Source organism: Streptomyces abyssomicinicus (assembly GCF_008974245.1).
Classification (GTDB): domain Bacteria; phylum Actinomycetota; class Actinomycetes; order Streptomycetales; family Streptomycetaceae; genus Streptomyces; species Streptomyces abyssomicinicus.
Map to the genome: position 1 here is coordinate 224,720 of NZ_BBZI01000010.1, position 20,202 is coordinate 244,921.

The following is a 20,202-nucleotide window of genomic DNA, read 5'->3' on the forward strand; positions in this document are numbered from 1 at the left end:
AGCGGCCGTGATCCCCGACCAGCCGTGACCCCCGACCAGCCTTGTTCCTGACCAGCCGTGTTCCTGACCAGCCGTGTTCCTCGAACAGCAAGGAGCCCCCACGCCGTGCGCACCTCCATCGCCACCGTCTCCCTCAGCGGCTCGCTCACCGAAAAGCTCACCGCCGCCTCCCGCGCCGGATTCGACGGTGTGGAGATCTTCGAGAACGACCTGCTGGCCAGTCCGCTCACCCCGGAGGAGATCAGGGACCGGTGCGCCGACCTCGGGCTGCGCATCGAGCTGTACCAGCCGATGCGGGACATCGAGGCGGTGCCGCCCGAGGAGTTCGCCCGCAACCTCCGCCGCGCCCGCCACAAGTTCGACCTGATGCGCCGTCTGGGCGCCGACACCGTGCTGGTCTGCTCCAGCGTGTCCCCGCTCGCCCGGGACGACGACGCGCTGGCCGCCGCCCAGCTGAGTGAACTCGCGGACAACGCGCAGGAGTTCGGTGTCCGCGTCGCCTACGAGGCGCTGGCCTGGGGACGGCACGTCAACACCTACGACCACGCCTGGCGGATCGTCGAGGCCGCCGCCCACCCCGCGCTCGGCACCTGCCTGGACAGCTTCCACATCCTCTCCCGGGGCTCCGACCCCCGGGGCATCGAGGACATCCCGGGAGAGAAGATCTTCTTCCTCCAGCTCGCCGACGCCCCGCTGCTCGCGATGGACGTCCTCCAGTGGAGCCGCCACTACCGCTGCTTCCCGGGCCAGGGCGGGTTCGACGTCGCCGGGCTGGTGCGCCACGTGATGCGGACGGGCTACCGGGGGCCGCTCTCCCTGGAGGTCTTCAACGACGTGTTCCGGCAGGCCGAGGCCGGGCCCACCGCCGTGGACGCCCGACGGTCGCTGCTGGTCCTCCAGGAGCAGGCGGGCATCGACGAACTCCCGCCCCGCGTGGTGCCCACCGGTGTGGCCTTCGCCGAACTGGTCACCCCGGACGCCGAACCGCTCGGCGCCACCCTGACCGCGCTCGGCTTCGCCCGCACGGCCAGGCACCGCTCCAAGCCGGTGGACCTGTGGGAGCAGGGCGAGGCGCGGATCCTGGTCAACACCGGGCCCGCGGTGCCGCGCGGCGGGACCCGGATCGCCGCCGTCGGGCTGGAGTCGCCGGACCCGGCCGGGGCCGCCCGCCGCGCCGAGGCCCTGCTGGCACCGGTGCTGCCCCGCCGTCGTGCCGCCCACGACGCCGAACTGGACGCGGTGGCCGCGCCGGACGGCACCGAGCTGTTCTTCTGCGCCACCGGACGGCCCGGATCGCGCGACTGGCGGAGCGACTTCGCCCCGGGACCGCGGGCGGAGGATCCGGCCGCGGTCCCGGCCGGCGGCCCGCGGCGCGTCGACCACCTCGCGCTCACCCAGCCCTGGCACCAGTTCGACGAAGCCGCCCTGTTCCACCGCAGCGTGCTGGGTCTGGGCGCCCAGGAGAGCGTGGACGTGGCGGAGCCGTACGGGCTGTTCCGCAGCCGCGCGGTCACCGACGCCGACGGCCGCGTGCGCATCGCCCTGGGCGTCGGCCCCGCCCCCACCGACGACGGCGACCGTCTCCAGCACATCGCGCTCGCCACCGACGACGTCGTCCTGGCCGCCCGCCGCTTCCGGGAGGCCGGCGGGGAACTGCTCGCCGTCCCCGGCAACTACCACGACGACCTCGCCGCCCTGTACGACCTGCCGGACGAGGAGCTGGAGACCTTCCGCGAGCTCGGCATCCTCTACGACCGGGACGAGCGGGGCGGGTTCCGGCACTGCTACACGCGCACCGTGGGCCGGGTCTTCTTCGAGCTGGTCCAGCGGGACGGCGGCTACCGGGGGTACGGGGCGCGGAACGCCCCGGTGCGGATGGCGGCCCAGCGCGGCGGACGCGGCTGACCGGAAGCGGGGGTCGGCGCGGGCGACCCGGCGCGGGCGACCGGGCGCCGGAGACGGGTGTGCCCCGGGTGACATGACGTCACCCGGGGCACACCCGTCGCGGCCCTTGCCGCGGCGGATCAGACCGCCGGGGCCGGGAACGTCGGGTACTCGACGCCCGAGACCTGCTGCACGACCCGGACCACCTGGCAGGAGTAGCCGAACTCGTTGTCGTACCAGAGGTACAGGATCGCGTTGTCGCCCTCGACCTTGGTGGCGCCGGCGTCGACGATCGAGGCGTGACGCGAGCCGATGAAGTCGCTGGAGACCGCGTCGGGGGCGCTGATGAAGTCGATCTGGCGCTTCAGCGGCGAGGTCAGCGACACCTCGCGCAGGTACTCCAGGACCTCGGCGCGGCTCGTCTCCCGCTTCAGCTGCAGGTTGAGGATGGCGATCGAGACGTCCGGGGTGGGGACGCGGATCGAGCTGCCGGTGATGGTCGCCTCGAGGTCGGGCAGCGCTTTCGCCACGGCGGAGGCGGCGCCGGTCTCGGTGATGACCATGTTCAGCGGCGCGGAGCGGCCACGACGGTCGCCCTTGTGGTAGTTGTCCAGCAGGTTCTGGTCGTTGGTGAACGAGTGGATGGTCTCCACGTGCCCGCGCAGGACGCCGTACTCGTCCTCCATCGCCTTCAGCGGCGGCACGATCGCGTTGGTCGTGCAGGAGGCGCAGGAGATGATGTTCTCGTCCGGCTTGATCATGTCGTGGTTGACGCCGTGGACGATGTTGGGGACGTCGCCCTTGCCCGGAGCGGTCAGCACGACCTTGTCGACGCCGGGGCGCAGGTGCTGGGAGAGGCCCTCGCGGTCGCGCCACTTGCCGGTGTTGTCGATGAGGATGGCGTTCCGGATGCCGTACTCGGTGTAGTCCACCGACTCGGGCGAGTCGGAGTAGATCACCTGGATCGTGTGGCCGTTGGCGATGATCCGGTTGTTGGCCTCGTCCACGGTGATGGTGCCCTGGAACTGACCGTGGATCGAGTCGCGGCGCAGCAGCGAGGCGCGCTTGACCAGGTCACCGCCACCGCCGTTGCGGACCACGATCGCCTTCAGGCGCAGGCCGTTGCCGGAACCGGCCTTCTCGATGAGCAGGCGGGCCAGCAGGCGGCCGATCCGGCCGAAGCCGTAGAGGACCACGTCGCGGCCCTCGCGACGCTCGATCTTGTGGGCGCCGGTGGCGCCGGCGACGGCCTCGGCGGTGAACTCCTCGACCGACAGACCGCGGTCGTCGGCCTTGTGGGCCACCGCCAGCATGCCGATGTCGATCTGAGAGGGCCCGAGGTCCAGCGTGGTCAGGGCCTGAAGGAACGGCATCGTCTCGACGACCGACAGCTCCCCGCCGACGATCTGCCGGGCGAAGCGGTGGGTCTTGAGGATGCTGATGACCGACTTGTTCACCAGGGAGCGACTGTGGACCAGGACCGTGACGTCCCGCTCCCGGTGCAGCTTCCCGATGATCGGGATCATCGACTCCGCGATCTCCTCGCGGTTCTTCCAGTTGGTGAACGAGTCCTCGGTGACAGTCACAGGTCCATCTTTCGAGCTAGGCGGCGCTCACATGTTAACCATCTCGAAGTATGGTCGATCAAGCCGGGGCCGCCGCCGGGGGGTGCGGTGGGCGCGCGGGGGCCGAAGTCGCCCCGGTTCGCGGCGATCCATCCCTTTTCGGATGCCGGTCAGGTGACCGCTGCGTGTGCGCACGATCACGCGCTCGCCCACCCCGTGCTCCAGCGGCCCCGCGCCCCCGCGCCCCCGCGCCCCCGTGCCCCCGCGCCTCACTCCGCGAGGCGGCCCGACTCCAGCCGCACCCGGCGGCCGGTGAACCGGCGGGTGAACATGCGGTCGTGGGAGACGACCACCAGCGCGCCGGGCCACGCGGCCAGCGCCTCCTCCAGGTCCTCCACCAGGCCGGGGGAGAGGTGGTTGGTGGGCTCGTCCAGCAGCAGCAGGTCGGCCGGTTCCCGCAGCACCCGGGCCAGGCCCAGTCGCCGCGCCTGGCCCACCGAGAGATCACCGACCGCGGTGGCGAGGGCCGACGGCTCGAAGAGCCCCAGGGCGAGCAGTGCCTCGCGGTGCTCCTCCGGCGTCCCGGGCAGCCCCTCGGCGTAGGCGGCCAGCAGGCTCCGTCCCGGGTGCGCGAGCACCGTCTCCTGCGGCAGCCAGGCGGTCCGCGGCGTCCGCCGGCAGGCTCCCCGGCCGGGCGTCAGGCCCCCGGCCAGCACGGCCAGCAGGGTGCTCTTGCCCGCGCCGTTCGGCCCGGTGACCAGGACCCGTTCCCCCGGCGCGACCGAGAAGGCCTCGACGTCCAGGCGCTCGCCGACCGCCACGTCCGACAGGACGGCCACGGCCTCCTCGTCTCCTTGCGGGCCTGCCGCACCTGCCGCACCTGCCGGGCCTGGCGATCCTGCTGAGCCTTGCGATCCTTGCGGCCCATGTGGCTGTTGCAGCCCGGGCACGTGTGCCCCTTGCGGTCCGGTCGCGCCGGCCGCGCCGGGGCCGGCCGGGCCGGTCGCGCCGGGGGTGCCGTCGGCGGCCGACCCACGCGCGGCCGGGGCCGCCGTCGCCGGCGTGCGGAAACGCAGCGGCTCCGGCGGGCGGGGAACCGGGTTCTCCTCCAGCCGCCGCAGCCGCTCCTTGGCGTTGCGGATCCGCGCGGAGATCTGCCGTTCGACGCTGCGCTGATGGCGCTGGTTCGAGCGCTCCGCCGTGGCCCCCCGCCGCGCCCCCGAGGCCATCCGGTCCGCCGCGCGCCCGGCCAGTTCCCGCTGTTCGGCCAGTTCCGACAGCCAGTCCCGGTGGTCCCGCTCCCACCGCCGCCGCGCCGCCGTCCTGGCCCGCAGGTACCCGGCGTAGCCGCCGCCGTGGCGGTGGAGCGTGCGCCGCTCGGCGTCCACCTCCCACAGCGCGGACGCCACCCGTTCCAGGAACAGCCGGTCGTGCGAGATCACCACCACCGCACCCCGGTGGGACCGCAGCCGCTCCTCGAGCCACTCCAGGGCAGAGGCGTCGAGGTGGTTGGTCGGTTCGTCCAGCAGCAGCAACTGCGGCGACGCCGCCAGCACGCAGGCCAGGCCGAGGCGCGCCTGTTCGCCGCCGGAGAGGCTGCCCAGGCGGCGGCCGGGGGTGATCCGGGCCAGCCCCAGGCCGTGCATCGCCGCCGCCACGCGGGCGTCGGCGGCATAGCCATCCCGCGCCTCGAACGCCTCCATGAGGTCGCCGTAGGCGGCCAGCAGTGGACCGGTCTCCTCCGGACCGGCGGCCGACAGCGCCCGCTCGGTCTCCCGCAGGGAGTGCTCCAGCGCCCGCAGGCCGGCCAGCGCGTGATCCACGGCGTCCTGGACGGTGTCCTCGGGCGGCAGGTCCGGGACCTGCGGCAGGTGGCCGACGCCTCCGGGCGCCCGGAGGCGGACCTCGCCCTCGGCGGGCGGCTCCAGTCCGGCCACCACCCGCAGCAGGGTGGACTTTCCCGAACCGTTCTCGCCGACGACGCCGACGCGCTCGCCGGGCGCGACCGACTGCCGCACGCCGTCGAGCAGGACGCGGCCGCCCGGGGAGAGGGTCAGATCGTCCAGCACCAGCTGGAAGGCCGCGGTCCCGGGAGTGCCACCGGGGCCGGATCCGTCGGAGGGCATCACGATGCCCGAGTGCGTGGAAATGCGCATGAGTTCCGCCGTATCGGAAGAAGGAAGGTGTGATCGGACGGCGGGGGAGCGCGACGGCCGGCACGGCGCCGCGACGGGCCGCCGGCCGGGACTCCCCGGGCGGAACTCAGATGTAGTGGTAGTAGACCTTGATCACCCGTTCAGTCTACCGCCGGCGTCTTGACGCGTCTTGTGAAACACATCGATAGTTTTTGTATCTCCGACTCGCGGGGGTGTACACACACGGTGGCGGGGAGTGATGGCGCATGGGCGGCGGACGTCGGCTGCGGCGGATCCGGCAGATGGACCCCCGGCGGGACTTCGAGCAGATCTACCACTGGATCACCCACTACGAGTTCCCCGACGACTACCTCCACGGGACGTCGTTCGCCTTCCTGCGCGACTACGGCGTCCCCCGCATCTCCCGGCTCCTCGACCGCACCCAGGAGTTCGAACGGGCCGGGCAGAAGCGGTACGACGACACCGTCCTGGTCGCCTACGAGATGGTCCGCGACGGTCTGGACTCGGAACACGGCCGGGCCGCGGCCCGCCACCTGAACCGCATCCACGGCCGCTACCGCATCCCCAACGAGGACTTCCTCTACGTCCTGGCGACCACCGTGGTCGGGCCGAAACGCTGGATCGACCGGTACGGGAAGCGGCCGCTGTGCGAGCAGGAGGCCGAGAGCCTGGCGCTGGTGGGACACCGGATGGGCTCGATGATGGGCATCACCGGCGTGCCCGACACCTACGCCGGCTTCGAGCGCCTCCACGACGACTACGAGCGGGAGATGTTCGCCTACGACCCCGCCAACCGCAGGGTGGCGGCCGCCACCCTGCGGATCTTCGCCTCCTGGTACCCCGCCCCCTTACGCCGGACCGCCACCCGGGTGGCGATCGCCGTGATGGACGAGCCCCTGCTGGAGGCGCTCGGCCTGCCCGCGGAACCGCGCCTGCTGCGGGGCGCGACCCACCGCGCCCTGCGGACACGGGCCGCGCTGCTGCGGCTGCTGCCCGCCCGGCCGGAACGGTTCCCGAAGAAGCCCAGGGCGCGCACCTACCCCTTCGGGTGGACCCTCGACGACCTCGGCCCGCACTGGGCTCACTCCCGGCCGCTCGAGCCGCTGAACGACGAGACGCCGGAGCGGCGGGCCGTCGTCCCGGAGCAGTCGTCCACCCCGGCGTCCGCGCCGCACGTACCCCCGCGGAACCCCCGGTGACCCGCGGAGCCCCCGACGACGGCAGCACCGCGGACACACCGGAGCCCGCTCCGGGGCCCCCGTCGGCTCCGGGGCCCGTCGTCCGCCGCGGTCAGGCGGTGAGAGCCATGAAGCCGCCCCGGGTGGGCGCTCCGTTCATCAGCGCCGGGACGTCGACGACCTCCGGAAGCCGCTCCACGGAGAGGACGACCGCGCCGCCCGCCCGCGCCGCGTCACCGCACCAGGCGTTCATGTCGGCCTCGCCCAGCACCAGCGCGGCGATGGAGGGGATGACCGCGCCGTGTTCGCCGGGGCCGTCCACCACGCACAGGGTGTGCTTGGGGAAGATGCTCCACCCCTCGCAGGTGGGCAGCGACCGGTCCTCGGTCGCGAGCGGCGGCAGGGCCTCGTGGAACGGCGCACCGCTGAGCAGCAGCAGCGGCGTTGCGCCGGGCACGAACATCGCTTTCTCCGGATCCAGAAGCATCCGCCAACTCTCCCAGGTCGGGACCGTCCTTGACCAGCCGCCCCGGGCAGTCGGCGCCATTCAGCCCTCCACCGGGTGCCCGGCCGTCAGCTCGACGGCCCCGGTGCCCCGCTCACGGGCGGCCAGACAGGCCCTGACGCGCGCCGCGGCGGCAGCGCCGCGGGCGAGTCCGCCGAGGTCCCGGGCCGGCACCGCCCGCCACGGACCGGGCCCGGCGCCGAGGCGCGCCTCCGCGTCGTCGAGGACCCCGCCGTCGTAGACGTACAGCGCCTCCGCGGGGAAGCGGGCTCCGGCACCTCCGGCGGGCCTGGACGGGCACCAGTCGACGGCGAGCAGCCGCCCCACCGGATCCTGGGACTCCAGCCCCAGCCGCTCCCGCACCGCGCGACGGGCGGCCTCGCGCGGGCTCTCCCCGACGTCGCTGTCCACCGCGACGCCGGGCAGCACCCAGTCCGAGTCCCCGTCCGAGTCCCTCTCCGCGGCGCGGTCCTGGTCCCGCGCCGCCCGGACCAGCACCACCCGGCCCGCGGCATCGGTCAGCAGCACGGCCGCGGCCGTGAACGCCTTGGCCCGCACCGCGCGGCCGTCCACGTGCGCAGCGGTGTCCGGCTCCTCGGCGGAGGCGGAGCCGGGCGGCGGCCGCCGGGACACGGGGACGCCCACCGGGGAACCGGGCTGGGGGAGACCGCCCTCGAGATGCGCGACCGTCCCCGCGGCCAGCGCCCGCAGCCCGTACCGGAGACGGTTGCCGATCTGGACCGGGAGCAGGGCGAGCGCCTCGTCCGGAGGGAGCCAGTGCACGGCGACGATCTCGCCGTCCGGGAACCCGATCGACGCCGCCTGTTCGTCGCTCAGCGGTCCCACCGTGAAGACGTGGACGTCCAGGGCCCGCCCGTAGCTGCGGGCCGGGGTGCTGTCCACGGCGACCAGCCGGCCCACCGGCACCCCGGTCAGCCCCAGCTCCTCCGCCAGTTCCCGGGCCGCGCCCCGGCGCGGCGACTCCTGCGCGTGGACCATCCCGCCGGGCAGGCCGTAGGGGGAGCCGCCGCCGTGGTCGTAGGAGTGCTCGGCCACCAGCACCCGGCCCCGCCCGTCGGTGATCAGGGCGGCCGCCGCCATCATCGGTGACGGCAGCAGCGCGAAGTGGTCCCGCAGGTCCACCGGTACGGCCCGGCCCTGGCGCAACTGCGCGGTGTGCGAGCCCAGCGACGCCCGCAACGCGGCCGCCACCCGGGGGCGCAACGGCTCCGGCAGCCTGCTCAGCGCCTCCCGCTCGGGGACGTACTCGGCAGCGCGCAACTCCTCGCGCTGCAGGGACAGTTCCTCCAGCGGCAGCGGGCCGCGCGGGTGCACCGCGTAGACACAGGCGACCTGGGAGCGGCCGTACACCTCCTTGGGCATGCTGTCGACCGCCAGCAGCCGCCCGACGCGCGCGCCCCGGACGCCGAGCTCCTCGTGCAGCTCGCGCTCCAGGGCCGCCACCGGTTCCTCGTCGTCGACCATGCCGCCGGGCAGGTCCCAGCCCTCCTTGTAGGAGGGGTCGACGAGCAGGATGCGACCGGCCTCGTCGCGGATCAGCGCGTCCGCCGCCATCACCGGCGCGGGGTGTACGGCCAGATATGCCGAGAGGTCGGCCGGATCGGCCGCGGGCTGGGTCACCGTCACGGAGAATCCTCCACCGGACGCCGCATACCGCCTCCTCGCTTCGAACGAATGTGTGCTCACACAGAGCAACGACGCGAGTGACCGTGCGTAACGGCTGGTTTCGGACGTTCTCATCCGTCGAGCGCCGAGAGGATCCAGGACCGCGAGTCGGCCGGGTCGATCACTGCGTCGATCTCCAGCGCGGCCGCCGCGTTCACCGCCTTTCCCTGCTCGTGGAGTTCGGCCACCCGCGCCTCGAAGGCCCGCGCCCGCTCGGCCGGGTCCGCGATCGCCTCCAGCTCCCGCCGGAAGCCCAGCCGGACCGCTCCCTCCAGGCCCATCCCGCCGAACTCCCCGCTCGGCCAGGCGGCGGTCGCCACCGGAGCCCGGGTGGAGCCGCTCAGCATCGCCATCGCGCCCAGCCCGTACGCCTTGCGCAGCACCAGACCCACCAACGGCACCCGCAGCCGGGCGCCGACGACGAACAGCCGGGAGAAGTGCCGCACGGTGGCGGTGCGTTCGGCGTCGGGACCGACCATGAACCCCGGGGTGTCGCAGAGCGACACGACGGGCAGCCCGAAGGCGTCGCACAACTGGAGGAAACCGGCCGCCTTGTCCGCCGCGTCGCGGTCGATCGCGCCGCCCAGGTGGCCCGGGTTGCTCGCCAGGAGCCCCAGCGGCCGTCCTTCCACCCGCACCAGGCAGGTCAGGATGCCCACCCCGTACTCGGGGCGCAGCTCCAGCACCGAACCGGTGTCCGCCAGACCGCGCACCGCCGCGCGGACGTCGTAGGCCCGGCGCCGGTTCTCCGGCACCACCCGTCGCAGCCCCCGGGCCTCCGGGGCCGCCCAGTCGTCGGCCGGCCCCCGGAAGTAGGACAGGTAGCGGCGGGCGGTCCGGACCGCCTCCGCCTCGTCGGCGACGGCGACGGCGACCACCCCGTTCGGCACCTGGACCGAGAGCGGACCGACCTCCTCAGGGCGGTACCTCCCGAGTCCGCCGCCCTCGATCATCGCCGGGCCGCCCATGCCGATGGTGGCCTCCGGCGTCGCGATCACGACGTCGCAGCAGCCCAGCAGGGCCGCGTTCCCGGCGAAGCAGCGGCCCGAGGCGATGCCCACCAGGGGCACCCGGCCGCTGAGCCGGCCCATGCTGTGGAAGGTGGTCACGTTCAGGCCCGCCACCGCCGTCGAGTCGGTGTCCCCCGGCCGCCCGCCGCCGCCCTCGGCGAACAGGACGACGGGCAGCCGCCGCCGGCCGGCCAGCTCCAGCATGCGGTCCGTCTTGCGGTGGTTGTTCATGCCCTGCGTCCCGGCCAGCACCGTGTAGTCGTACGACATCACCACGCACGTCCGGCCGTCGATCCGCCCGGTGCCGGTCACCATGCCGTCCGCCGGGGTGGAGCGGACCAGGTCGTCCAGGGTGCGCCGCCGCCGCTGCGCGGCCAGGGCCAGCGCGCCGGACTCGGCGAAGGTGCCCTCGTCGCACAGGTCGGCGATGTTCTCGCGGGCCGTCCTGCGACCCTGCGCGTGCCGTCCCGCCACCGCCTCGGGCCGGTTCTCGTCCAGGCCGAAGGCGTGGAGGCGGATCGCCTCCGCGAGGTCGGGGCGCACCTCGTCCAGGGCGGCCGGCTCCTGCTCCCGCGCGGCGTCGGTCTCCGTTCCGGTGGGCTCCAGCAGCGCCAGCACGGCACCCTCGGCCACCGTGTCGCCGGGCCTCACCCGCAGGTCCAGCAGCCGGCCGGCGCACGGGGCGGCGACCACGTGCTCCATCTTCATCGCCTCCAGCACCAGCAACCGCCGCCCCGCCCGCACCTCCTCACCCGGCACGGCGTCCACCTGCACCACCGTCGCGCTCATCGGCGCGGTCACCGCGCCGTCCGCGCCGTGTCTGCCGTCCGCGCCGGGTACCACCTCCGCAGACCCTTCCGGCACCGCCGCGCCGAGAGCCCGCGCGCAACGTTCCACCACGTCCGGGCCGGTCCAGAACGCGGGTTCCGCGAGGACGGCCCGCAGCAGCGGGACGCCCGTGCGCACCCCCTCGACGGTGAACTCGCCCAGTGCCCGGCGGGCCCGCGCGCAGGCCCCCTCCACCGACCCCGACGGGACGTGCGCCACCACCTTGGCGAGCAGCGGGTCGTGCCGCACCCCGACCTCTACGCCGGCCCGCAGCGCCGTGTCGACCCGGACCCCGGGGCCGGAGGGCAGGTCGAAGCGCGTGAGGCGGCCCGCGGACGGGCGGGCCGTGCCGTCCGGGCCCGTCGCCTCCGCGTAGACCCGCGCCTGCACCGCGAACCCGCGCGGCTCGGGCGGCGGTCCGGACAGCCCCAGACCGGCCAGCGTCTCCCCGGCCGCCAGCCGCAGTTGCGCGGCCACCAGGTCCACCCCGGTCACCTCCTCGGTGACCGTGTGCTCCACCTGCAGACGCGGGTTGGCCTCGATGAAGTAGAACTCCTTGCCGCGCACCAGGAACTCGAAGGTGACCAGCCCCGCACACCGGGTCGTGCGGGCCAGCCGCAGCGCTGCGTCGCGGACCGACTTCCGCAGGGCCGGGGGGAGTCCGGGCGCGGGCGCCGTCTCGATGAGCTTCTGGCGGCGCCGCTGGGTGGTGCAGTCCCGGTCCCAGAGGTGGGTCACCGCACCGGTGGTGTCCCCCAACACCTGCACCTCGACGTGCCGGGAGCCCTCCAACAGCCGTTCCGCGTACACCTCCTCGCGGCCGAAGCCCTGCCGTGCCTCCGAACGGCACCGCTCCCACGCCTCGTCCAGTTCCTCGGCGCGCCGCACCACCCGCATGCCCCGCCCACCGCCGCCACCGACCGCCTTGACCATCACCGGGCCGCCCGCCAGCAGGGCCCGCGCCTCCCCGACGCCCGCCGCGCCGTCCGCGCCGTCGGTGCCGGGCAGCACCGGCACCCCCTCCTCCGCGGCCAGCCGCCGCGCCCGCACCTTGTCGCCGAACACGTCCAGCACCTTGGGCGACGGCCCCACGAACACCAGGTCCGCCGCCAGGCACCGGCGCGCGAAGCCCGCGTCCTCGCTGAGGAACCCGTACCCCGGATGCACGAAACCGCAGCCGCTGCGCAGCGCCGCCGCCACCAGCCCGGCCGCGTCGAGATAGCCCCCGGGCACCGGCACCGCCTCGTCGGCCGCCACCAGATGCGCCTCGTCACCCTCGGCGTACGCGGCGACGGTCCGCCACCCCAGTTCGGACGCCGCGCGCAGCACCCGCACCGCGATCTCCCCACGGTTGGCGACCAGTACGGCGGCAGAACCCATGAACGCTCCCACTCCCAGGAGACCGCGCGCCCGGCAGCGCGCGACGAACGACGTCATCGACCGGCTCCGTCATGCTCGCCGGGCCCCGGTGACGGGTCAATGTGCGGCCGTACAACGTCCCGGCGGGTCCGACGTCAATTGTCACACCGGCCTTCAGGACAGAAACCGTCCGCTCGGCCCGGCAGGCTGACCGGCATGAAGCAACGCCTGACCCGTCGACGTCTCAACCGGGCCACACTCACCCGCCAGTTGCTCACCGGGCGGGCCGAACTCTCCGCGGAGGCCGTGATCGAGCAGGTGGGCGGAGTGCAGGCCCAGGACCCCGAACCGCCCTACATCGGGCTGTGGAACAGGATCGACGGCTTCCGCAGGGACGACCTCGCCACCCTCCTGGACGTCCGGGCCGTGGTACGCGCCACCCTCCACCGGGGGACGCAGCACCTGGTCACCGCCGAGGACTACCTGTGGCTGCGGCCCACCCTGGAACCGATGCTGCGGGTGCGGCGCAAGGGCGCCTTCGGACGGCTCACCGCGGGCGTCGACCCCGAGGAACTGGCGGCGGCCGCCCGGTCCGAGCTGTCCGGGCGGACGACGACCCGGCCGGAGCTGGGACGGGCGCTGGCCGGCCGGTGGCCGGGGCGTGACCCCGTCGCCCTGGCGAGCTCGGCACAGATGCTGCTGCCGGTCCTCCATCCGCCGCCGGCCGGCCTGTGGGGACGGCGCGGGCCCGTCCCGTTCGCCCTCGCGGAGGACTGGCTGGGCCGCGCCCTCACGGCGGAGGCCGACCCCGCCCGGCTGGTGCTGCGCCATCTCGCCGCCTTCGGGCCGGCCACCGTCGGGGACGTCCAGGCCTGGAGCGGGACGACCCGGCTGCGCGAGGTCGTCGACGGACTCCGGCCCCGGCTCCGGCAGTTCGGGGGAGAGGACGGCGAGGAACTGCTCGACCTTCCCGACGCGCCGCTGCCGGAGGAGGAGCTGCCCGTCCCGGTGCGCTTCCTGGCCCTGCTGGACGACGTCGTCCTCGGGCACGCCGACCGCGCCCGGCTGATGACGGCCGAACGCCGGCGGCACCTGGTGGTGGAGCCGGCGGTCCTGGTCGACGGATTCGTCCGCGGACTGTGGTCCCTCGCCCGCGAGGCGGACGGCAGGGCGGTGCTCACCGTACGGCTGTTCTCACCCCTCACCCCCCGCGAGCGGCAGGAGACGGCCGAGGAGGGCGCCGCCCTCCTGCGGTTCGCCGTGCCCGACGCGGACCGTCACGACATCCGATTCGCCTCCGTGGAGTGACCCGGGCGACCCGGCCGGGGCGTTCTGGTCGTTCCCGGGGCCTGCTAGCCTCCCCGCGTGGCCACCATTCCTCCACTGCTGGATCACCTCGTCTACGCCACCCCGGACCTGGCGGCGACCGTCGCCGACTTCGCCCGGCGCACGGGTGTCACGCCCGCCCCCGGCGGGGCGCACGTCGGCCTGGGCACCCGCAACTACCTGGTCGGCCTGGGCGGTCCGCGCTACCTGGAGATCATCGGCCCGGACCCGCAGCAGCCGGAACCGTCCGGCCCGCGGCCCTTCGGTGTCGGCGACCTGTCCGCGCCGCGCATGGTGACCTGGGCGATCTGCCCCCGTGACCTGGACGCGACGGTGGACGCGGCCCGCGCCGCGGGGCACTCCACCGGCCCGGTCCGCGCCATGAGCCGCCGGCGGCCGGACGGCACGCTGCTGCAATGGCGGCTGACCACGGGCGAGAGCGTGGTGGTCCCCTTCCTGATCGACTGGGGTGCCACCGGACATCCCTCGTCCGGACTTCCCGGCGTCACCCTCCTCGGCATGTCGGCCGGCGCTCCGGACCCCGCCGACGTCCACCGCCGGCTGACCGCCCTCGGCACCGAACTCGCCCTCACCGAGGGCCCCGACAGGCTCGTGGCCCGCATCGGCACACCCGCCGGAGTGCTGGAACTGTCGTAGGACCGCTGCCGCGGCGGCGCGGGGAAAGCCCGGACGGCCAGGGCCCCTTGAGGAGCGGACCCCTCCGCGGAGAGCATGGACCCCATGCGGAACATCGTGGTCGTCGACGCCCCGTCCAACCTCGGCCTGCGCCCCCCGGCCCCCGGCACGGTCCCCGGCTGCCACAAACTGGCCGGAGCACTGCGGGACAACGGGATCGTGCGCCGGACCGGAGCCCTCGAGGGCGGCGTCGTCGTGCCGCCGCGCTACGACCGGGGAGACTGGCAGGAAGGCGACGGAGTCTTCAACGCGGCGGCGATCGCCACCTACACCCGCAGGCTCGCCGACCGGATCGAACACCACGTCGGCGAGGGACGGTTCACCCTCGTCCTTGGCGGGGACTGCTCCGTCCAGCTCGGCGCCGCGCTCGCCCTGCGCCGCCTCGGCCGCTATGGCCTGGTCTCGGTCGACGCCTCTCCCGACTTCCGCCACGCGGGCAACTCCGACCGGATCGGCGCGGCCGGCGGCGAGGAGCTCGCCCTCGCGACCGGACGCGGCCAGGACGACCTGACCGACCTCGAAGGACTCCGGCCCTACCTCCGGGACGAGGACGTCGTCGTCCTCGGCACCCGGGACGCGTACGCCGAGGACGAGGAGGTCGTCGAACTGCGTGAGCTGAAGGTCCCCGTCACGACCGTCTCCGGCCTGCGACGCCAGGATCCCGCCGGCCTCGGGACCGCCGTCGCCGCCGAACTGGGGCGCACCGGGCTCGACGGGTTCTGGGTGCACCTGGACGCCGACGTCCTCGACCCCACGGTCATGCCCGCGGTCGACAGCCCTGACCCCGACGGCCTCCTCCCCCACGAGGTCACCGCGCTGCTGCGCCCCCTCGTGAGGTCCCCGCACTGCGTCGGACTCAACGTCACCATCTACGACCCCGACCTCGACCCGGACGGCACCGCCGGAGCGCTGCTGACCGACCTGGTGGTGTCGGCCCTCGCCGACGGCTGACCCTATAGCGTGCGGGCATGACGACGACGAAGCAGCCGGTCCTGTACCGGCAGGGCACAGGGTTCTGGTCGATGACGGCGAAGTGGGTGCTGGTCTTCGGAGCCGTGTCCCTGCTGGACGGGCTGATCCGGTCGTGGGGCCACGCCCTGGTCTGGCCGGTGATCGGGATCCTGCTCTGGGTGCCGTTCGGGATCGGCGTCGTCTGGTACGCGAAGAAGGACCAGCTCGTCACGCTGACGACGGGCGAGTTGCGCATACGGCGCAAGCGGCTGCCGATGGAGCAGGTGAACCTGCTGCACGTGGCGCGGCTGTGGCTGGAGGGGCGGTCGACCGCGGACGAGCAGCCGGTGCCCGAGTGGGCCCGGTCCCTCCGGGTGGTGTGGGTGCCGCTCCTGGACGGCCGGGCGTACGGGGTGGAGTTCCGTGACCCGGCCGCCTTCGCGAAGGTCTTCGGCGCCTTCGCGGTCGCGACGTGCGGCGGGCCGGAGACCGTCCGCACGAGGGCGGCGGCGGCAACCTACCCGGAGCCGCGCCCGATGCGGGCCCGCTCCGGTGACGCCGGCTCCGGACCGGACCTCATGGACGTCTTCGGCTGAGAGCCGCGAGGAACGGTACGGGGGCGACCGGTGCGACGGCGAGCACCTGGCCGTCCGGGGCCCGTCGCGGCTCCGGGGCCCTGCCGCCGGGCCACCCCGGCCGACGCCCTTGCCGCACCTGGTGAGCGGCACGTCGCCGCTCACCGGGGGCCGTCGGCAGGACCGGCGGAACGTCACGGACCCCTGCCGGGTGGCCTCGCGCAGGAGCGAAGGGCGACGCCGCCGCCCGGCCGGACCGGGCGGCGGCGTCGGCAGGACGCCGTGTCAGGCGGGCAGCACCCGCAGGAACGCCCCGCGCCGCGGCTCGCCCCCGCCGGTCCAGCCGGCGATGACCCCCGCCGTCACCGCGGCACTCCCCTCGACCTCCGGCGTCTCCTCCAGGACGCGCAGCACCCGCAGGGTGACGCCGTCCAGCGCGACGTCCGTCCATCTCTCCCCGTCCACGGCCGACACCCAGCCGGCCACGCCGCCCGGCAGCGGGCCGCCGTAGGAGGCCACCACCGACGGGTCCGGGGTGTCGCTCAGGCTCTGCGCCTGAGGCACCGAGCGCCCGCCCAGCAGCGCCACGATCTGCCGCACGGCCACCGGGTCACGGGTGGCGTCGTAGATCCAGCGCGTGCCCAGCACGCCGTGCTCACTGGTCCCGATCAGGGCCTCCTCGGCCCCCTCCAGCGGCGCGCCCCGGTAGGACATCGGCTGGTGGTACGCGGTGCCGTCGGCGTCCTCGAAGACCGCGAACTCGATCCCCACCTCCCCGGCCGGGTCGTCGAGCCGGAATCCGCCCGCGCGTTCCAGCCGGGGCGTGTCCGCACCGCGGAACCAGGGGCGGCCGGGCAGCCACGCGGTCACCAGCTCCACCTTCGTGGGAGCCATGGTCGTTCGGTGAATAACTGACATGCCTTCATCATTCCAGTTCGGTCGTGAGGTGGAACGGCAGGAGCTGTGGACGTTTGGCGGTGCGGCCGTCCCGCCGGGCAGCTCCAGCGCGTGCGCCGGCGCGTCGGCGATCCTCCCGTGACCCAGCGGGGCCGACCGGGGCCCGCACCCCCGCCGCTGCCCTCCGGCGGCACGGGTGCGGGACGTGCGCGCCACGTGACGCGACGCCACCCGGGCCGCGTCCCGCCGCCCCGGCTCAGCCCAGCTTCCGCATCACCCGCGCCGCCGCCTCGCTCTCCGCCGCGGGGACGGAGAGCTCGCTCAGCGTGTCGAGATCGTGGTCCTCGACGAGTTCCGCCTCCCAGGCGTCGGCGAGCCGCTGCTGCTCCTCACGCGGACGGAGCTCGACGTCCTCACGGTGCTCGGGGCTCAGGGCGTGCAGGAACCGTCCGACGGTGTCCGTCGTCATGCGTCCTCCTCGGTCACTCGGCTCCGGGCCCCGCACCCGTCCACGGCGGCGGCCCGTGAGGCGATCGTGCCCCGCGGCGGCACCGCCCGCCGCGGCGGCGCGCCGACGCCGCCCGGCACCCGGCGCGGGACCGGGCCCCGGCGGAAACCCGGCCGGCCCGCCGGACGGCCTCCCGGCGCGAGAACATGAGGGGGTGACCATCGTCGAAGACATCGATCCCCGCGGTACGCGGCACTGCGAGACGTCGGCCCTGGGCGTGCTGCTGCGGCACCGGGGAGCGGACCTGTCGGAGCCCATGCTGTTCGGCCTGGGCTCCGGGCTGTCCTTCGTCTACTGGGACAGCAGGAACCTGGACTTCCCGTTCCTTGGCGGACGGGTCAAACCCTTCGAACTCACCAGGAACCTGGCCGCCAACCTCGGTCTGGACCTCCAGGTCCGGGAGACGGCCTCCCCGCGCAAGGCGTGGGAGAACGTGACCGGCGCGGTCGACGCCGGTCACCCGGTCGGCCTGCAACTGGACAGCTACCACCTCGACCACTTCACGACCAAGGTCCACTTCGGCGGCCACGTCGTGGCCCTGTACGGCTACGACGACCGAAGCGCCCTGCTGGTCGACACCGACCAGCAGGGCGGCGCGGTCTCCACGGGCCTGGCCGCCCTCGCCAGGGCCCGCGCCGCGCGCGGTCCGATGACGGCCAGGCACCGGTCGTTCACCCTCACCGTCCCCCGGGACGCGCCCGAGCCGCAGAGCCGGATCGTCCCCGCCGTCACCGCCTGCGCGGACGCCTTCCTCCACCCGCCCATCGCCAACCTCGGCCACCGGGGCATCGCGAAGGCCGGGAAGCTGGTGCGCACCTGGCTCCGCCGCACCGACGACCCCGGACGGGACCTGCCCCGGGCCGCCCTCCTGATGGAGGAGGGCGGCACCGGCGGCGCCCTGTTCCGCAACCTCTACCGCGACTTCCTCGCCGAGAGCGCCGAGTCGGTCGGCGGCCCCCGGCTGCGCACCGGCCACCGGCTCTACACCGAGGCGGCGGCAGGGTGGACGCAGGCCGCCGAACTGATCTCCAGGGCCGGCGCGACGGGGGAGGAGCGGTACCTGACGGAGGCGGGCGACCTGCTCCTCGGGCTCTCCCGGCTGGAGCGGGAGGCCATGGAGGAGCTGAGCGGCCTCACCTGACGGTCAGTCCCTCTCGCGTGTCCAGCCGTCCGCCGTCACCCGGGCCAGGTCGGCCGGACGGGCGTCCGCGTACAGCAGGGCGCCCCGGGAGGCGACCTTCTGCGCGCCGACGTACACCCCGCGGCCGACGTACCGTGCGTCGGTGGTGTACCGCCAGCGCACCGACGTCGCCGCGGAGACCGGCAGCTGGGCGGCGAAGCGGTGCCAGACACGGCCGTTGAAGCCGGACACCCTGCCGTCGGCGCGGGCGACGTCCTGCTTCCCTCGCGGGGCCCGGGTGGTGAACGGCAGGGGCAGCCAGGTGGCGCCGCCGTCCGTGGAGACCTCGGCGCACAGCACGTCGTACGTGGCCTCGGTGTCCCACCACAGGTCGCCGGTGAGCCGGGCTCCCGCCGAGGTGTCGAGCGCGGGCAGGGTCAGCACGGCGGTCGCGGCGGTGGTCATGCCGCCGAACCAGGCCGCGGCCCCGTGCGCGGGCCGCACCGCGACCGCCCGTGCCATCCGCTCGCCCGCCGCCTGCCGCGGCGCCGAACCGGACCGCCAGGTGCGCACCGGGTGCACCGAGTTGCCGAGCAGGACGAGGAACGAGTCGGTGGTGGGGTCCAGCACGATGCAGGTGCCGGTGAAACCGGTGTGGCCGGCGGTGCGCGGGGTGGCCATGGCACCCATGTACCAGTGCTGGTTCAGCTCGAAGCCCAGCCCGTGGCTGTCGCCGGGGAAATCGGTGTTGAAGTCGGAGAACAGCAGCTCCACCGAGCGCTCGGACAGGATGCGGACCCCGCCGTACTCGCCGCCGTTGAGCAGGGTGCGGGCCAGCACCGCCAGGTCCCAGGCGCAGGAGAAGACCCCGGCGTGACCGGCCACACCACCCATGGCGTAGGCGTTCTCGTCGTGCACCTCGCCCCACACCAGGCCCCGGTCCAGGCCCGCCCACGGCGGCCGGGACACCTCCGTGGCGGCGATCCGCGGCCGCCAGTCGGCCGGCGGGTTGTAGCGGGTGCGGGTCAGCTCCAGCGGGCCGGTGAGTTCCTCGGCGAGCAGCGCGTCCAGCGGCTTGCCGGTCACCCGCTCGAGCACCAGCTGGAGAGTGATCAGACTGAGGTCCGAGTACCGGTAGACGGTGCCGGGCGGGTCGGTGGGCTCCACCGCCCACAGCGCGCGGAGCATCGCCTCGCGGTCGGGCTGCCGGTACAGGGCGATCCAGGCGGGCATCCCCGAGGTGTGCGTCAGCAGGTGACGGATCGTGACGTCCTGCTTGCCGCCGCCGGCGAACTCCGGGACGTAACGCGCGGCCGGGGCCTCCAGCTCGATCCGGCCGCGCTCCAGCTGCTGCACCACCAGCAGCGAGGTGAACAGCTTGGACAGGGACGCCAGGTCGTACACGGTGTCCGGGGTGGCGTCGATCTGCTCCTCGGGCGGGAACTCCACGGCCCGGCCGGTGGCCGCGTCGTAGTCGGAGTACCGGACCGCCCTGCCGACCGCGGTCTCGAGCGCCACGGTCCCGCCGCGCCCGGCGAGCACCACCGCGCCCGCCCAGTACGGGTGGGCGGGGGAGGGGCCCAGATACTTCTCGGCCACCGCCGTGATCTCCGCGAGCCGTTCCCCGAGGAGCCCGGCACGCGCGGCCGACCCGCGCCGCAGCACCGGCCGCGGCCCGGCGCCCGCCGCGTCACCGGGCGGCCGCCCGGCCGCCGACGCGGTGCCGCCGCCGAGGGGTGCCACCACCACCGCACCTCCCAGGGCCAGGGCCCCTGCTCCGAACCGGCGTCTGCTGATCCCTCTGCGCTGCACAGGACCTCCGAAAGAATCTTTCACCATGACCCGCGGGCGCTGAAACCTTCCTTCTGTGACCGTGTTCTGTCAATAGGGCCCGCCGCGGCCGCCCCCGTGCCCCCCCGGGCACGGCCGCGGCCCGCCCGGAAGGTTCCCGGACGGGC

The 20,202-nt window shown here is 74.5% G+C and carries 15 protein-coding genes; 7 read left to right on the forward strand and 8 right to left on the reverse strand.

Annotation, left to right across the window (positions count from 1 at the left end):
* Positions 1–105 precede the first annotated feature (105 nt).
* Positions 106–1,905, forward strand: a complete 1,800-nt coding sequence (locus GBN72_RS24180) for a bifunctional sugar phosphate isomerase/epimerase/4-hydroxyphenylpyruvate dioxygenase family protein (RefSeq protein ID WP_151774002.1) — start codon at positions 106–108, stop codon at positions 1,903–1,905.
* A gap of 119 nt (positions 1,906–2,024) precedes the next feature.
* On the opposite strand, the gene GBN72_RS24185 is transcribed toward GBN72_RS24180, so the two are convergent.
* Both GBN72_RS24185 and GBN72_RS24190 read right to left on the reverse strand, forming a co-directional pair.
* Complete coding sequence (locus GBN72_RS24185; protein ID WP_151774003.1) at positions 2,025–3,470, reverse strand: glyceraldehyde-3-phosphate dehydrogenase; 1,446 nt, start codon at positions 3,468–3,470, stop codon at positions 2,025–2,027.
* 248 nt (positions 3,471–3,718) lie between these two features.
* Entirely contained in the window at positions 3,719–5,605 is a 1,887-nt protein-coding gene (locus tag GBN72_RS24190; RefSeq protein ID WP_151774004.1) for an ABC-F family ATP-binding cassette domain-containing protein, read from the reverse strand.
* Positions 5,606–5,850: 245 nt separating this feature from the next.
* Here GBN72_RS24190 and GBN72_RS24195 point away from each other — a divergent pair, with 245 nt between their 5' ends.
* Complete coding sequence (locus GBN72_RS24195) at positions 5,851–6,804, forward strand: oxygenase MpaB family protein (RefSeq protein WP_151774005.1); 954 nt, start codon at positions 5,851–5,853, stop codon at positions 6,802–6,804.
* A gap of 91 nt (positions 6,805–6,895) precedes the next feature.
* Here GBN72_RS24195 and GBN72_RS24200 read toward each other — a convergent pair whose 3' ends face one another.
* The 3 genes from GBN72_RS24200 to GBN72_RS24220 form a co-directional block, all read right to left on the reverse strand.
* Positions 6,896–7,270 (reverse strand): PIN domain-containing protein, encoded by a 375-nt coding sequence (locus tag GBN72_RS24200; RefSeq protein ID WP_151774006.1) that lies wholly within the window; start codon positions 7,268–7,270, stop codon positions 6,896–6,898.
* A 60-nt stretch (positions 7,271–7,330) separates the two neighbouring features.
* A complete protein-coding gene (locus GBN72_RS35485) occupies positions 7,331–8,935 on the reverse strand; it encodes an NUDIX hydrolase (protein ID WP_246212825.1) in 1,605 nt (534 codons plus the stop codon).
* A 110-nt stretch (positions 8,936–9,045) separates the two neighbouring features.
* The gene (locus tag GBN72_RS24220) at positions 9,046–12,249 is read right to left on the reverse strand and encodes an acetyl-CoA carboxylase family protein (protein WP_246212827.1); all 3,204 of its coding nucleotides are present in this window, start codon (positions 12,247–12,249) and stop codon (positions 9,046–9,048) included.
* Positions 12,250–12,387: 138 nt separating this feature from the next.
* Between GBN72_RS24220 and GBN72_RS24225 the strand changes: the two genes are divergently transcribed.
* The 4 genes from GBN72_RS24225 to GBN72_RS24240 all read left to right on the forward strand — a co-directional run bounded on the left by GBN72_RS24225 (position 12,388) and on the right by GBN72_RS24240 (position 15,740).
* A complete protein-coding gene (locus GBN72_RS24225; protein ID WP_151774007.1) occupies positions 12,388–13,479 on the forward strand; it encodes a winged helix DNA-binding domain-containing protein in 1,092 nt (363 codons plus the stop codon).
* 57 nt (positions 13,480–13,536) lie between these two features.
* Positions 13,537–14,154: a VOC family protein gene (locus GBN72_RS24230; protein WP_151774008.1), complete on the forward strand. Its 618-nt coding sequence runs from the start codon at positions 13,537–13,539 to the stop codon at positions 14,152–14,154.
* An 84-nt stretch (positions 14,155–14,238) separates the two neighbouring features.
* Positions 14,239–15,144 (forward strand): arginase family protein, encoded by a 906-nt coding sequence (locus GBN72_RS24235; protein ID WP_151774009.1) that lies wholly within the window; start codon positions 14,239–14,241, stop codon positions 15,142–15,144.
* Between the two features lie 17 nt (positions 15,145–15,161).
* A complete protein-coding gene (locus GBN72_RS24240; protein ID WP_151774010.1) occupies positions 15,162–15,740 on the forward strand; it encodes a DUF3784 domain-containing protein in 579 nt (192 codons plus the stop codon).
* Positions 15,741–16,004: 264 nt separating this feature from the next.
* On the opposite strand, the gene GBN72_RS24245 is transcribed toward GBN72_RS24240, so the two are convergent.
* On the reverse strand, positions 16,005–16,613 hold the full coding sequence (locus GBN72_RS24245; RefSeq protein WP_439959802.1) for a maltokinase N-terminal cap-like domain-containing protein: 609 nt from the start codon (positions 16,611–16,613) through the stop codon (positions 16,005–16,007).
* A 259-nt stretch (positions 16,614–16,872) separates the two neighbouring features.
* On the reverse strand, positions 16,873–17,085 hold the full coding sequence (locus GBN72_RS24250; protein WP_151774012.1) for a hypothetical protein: 213 nt from the start codon (positions 17,083–17,085) through the stop codon (positions 16,873–16,875).
* 193 nt (positions 17,086–17,278) lie between these two features.
* Here GBN72_RS24250 and GBN72_RS24255 point away from each other — a divergent pair, with 193 nt between their 5' ends.
* Positions 17,279–18,265 (forward strand): BtrH N-terminal domain-containing protein, encoded by a 987-nt coding sequence (locus GBN72_RS24255; RefSeq protein ID WP_151774013.1) that lies wholly within the window; start codon positions 17,279–17,281, stop codon positions 18,263–18,265.
* Positions 18,266–18,268: 3 nt separating this feature from the next.
* Here the strand turns inward: GBN72_RS24255 and GBN72_RS24260 are convergent, their stop codons facing one another.
* Positions 18,269–20,083 (reverse strand): serine hydrolase domain-containing protein, encoded by a 1,815-nt coding sequence (locus GBN72_RS24260; protein WP_151774014.1) that lies wholly within the window; start codon positions 20,081–20,083, stop codon positions 18,269–18,271.
* Positions 20,084–20,202: the final 119 nt, after the last annotated feature.

Excerpts from the sequence above, each read along its gene's own strand:
- GBN72_RS24240 (WP_151774010.1), top strand. The coding sequence starts at position 15,162 with ATGACGACGACGAAGCAGCCGGTCCTGTACCGGCAGGGCACAGGGTTC.
- GBN72_RS24200 (WP_151774006.1), bottom strand. The coding sequence starts at position 7,270 with ATGCTTCTGGATCCGGAGAAAGCGATGTTCGTGCCCGGCGCAACGCCG.
- GBN72_RS24190 (WP_151774004.1), bottom strand. The coding sequence starts at position 5,605 with ATGCGCATTTCCACGCACTCGGGCATCGTGATGCCCTCCGACGGATCC.
- GBN72_RS24220 (WP_246212827.1), bottom strand. The coding sequence starts at position 12,249 with ATGACGTCGTTCGTCGCGCGCTGCCGGGCGCGCGGTCTCCTGGGAGTG.
- GBN72_RS24250 (WP_151774012.1), bottom strand. The coding sequence starts at position 17,085 with ATGACGACGGACACCGTCGGACGGTTCCTGCACGCCCTGAGCCCCGAG.
- GBN72_RS24245 (WP_439959802.1), bottom strand. The coding sequence starts at position 16,613 with ATGGCTCCCACGAAGGTGGAGCTGGTGACCGCGTGGCTGCCCGGCCGC.
- GBN72_RS24260 (WP_151774014.1), bottom strand. The coding sequence starts at position 20,083 with ATGGTGAAAGATTCTTTCGGAGGTCCTGTGCAGCGCAGAGGGATCAGC.
- GBN72_RS24235 (WP_151774009.1), top strand. The coding sequence starts at position 14,239 with ATGCGGAACATCGTGGTCGTCGACGCCCCGTCCAACCTCGGCCTGCGC.
- GBN72_RS24225 (WP_151774007.1), top strand. The coding sequence starts at position 12,388 with ATGAAGCAACGCCTGACCCGTCGACGTCTCAACCGGGCCACACTCACC.
- GBN72_RS24195 (WP_151774005.1), top strand. The coding sequence starts at position 5,851 with ATGGGCGGCGGACGTCGGCTGCGGCGGATCCGGCAGATGGACCCCCGG.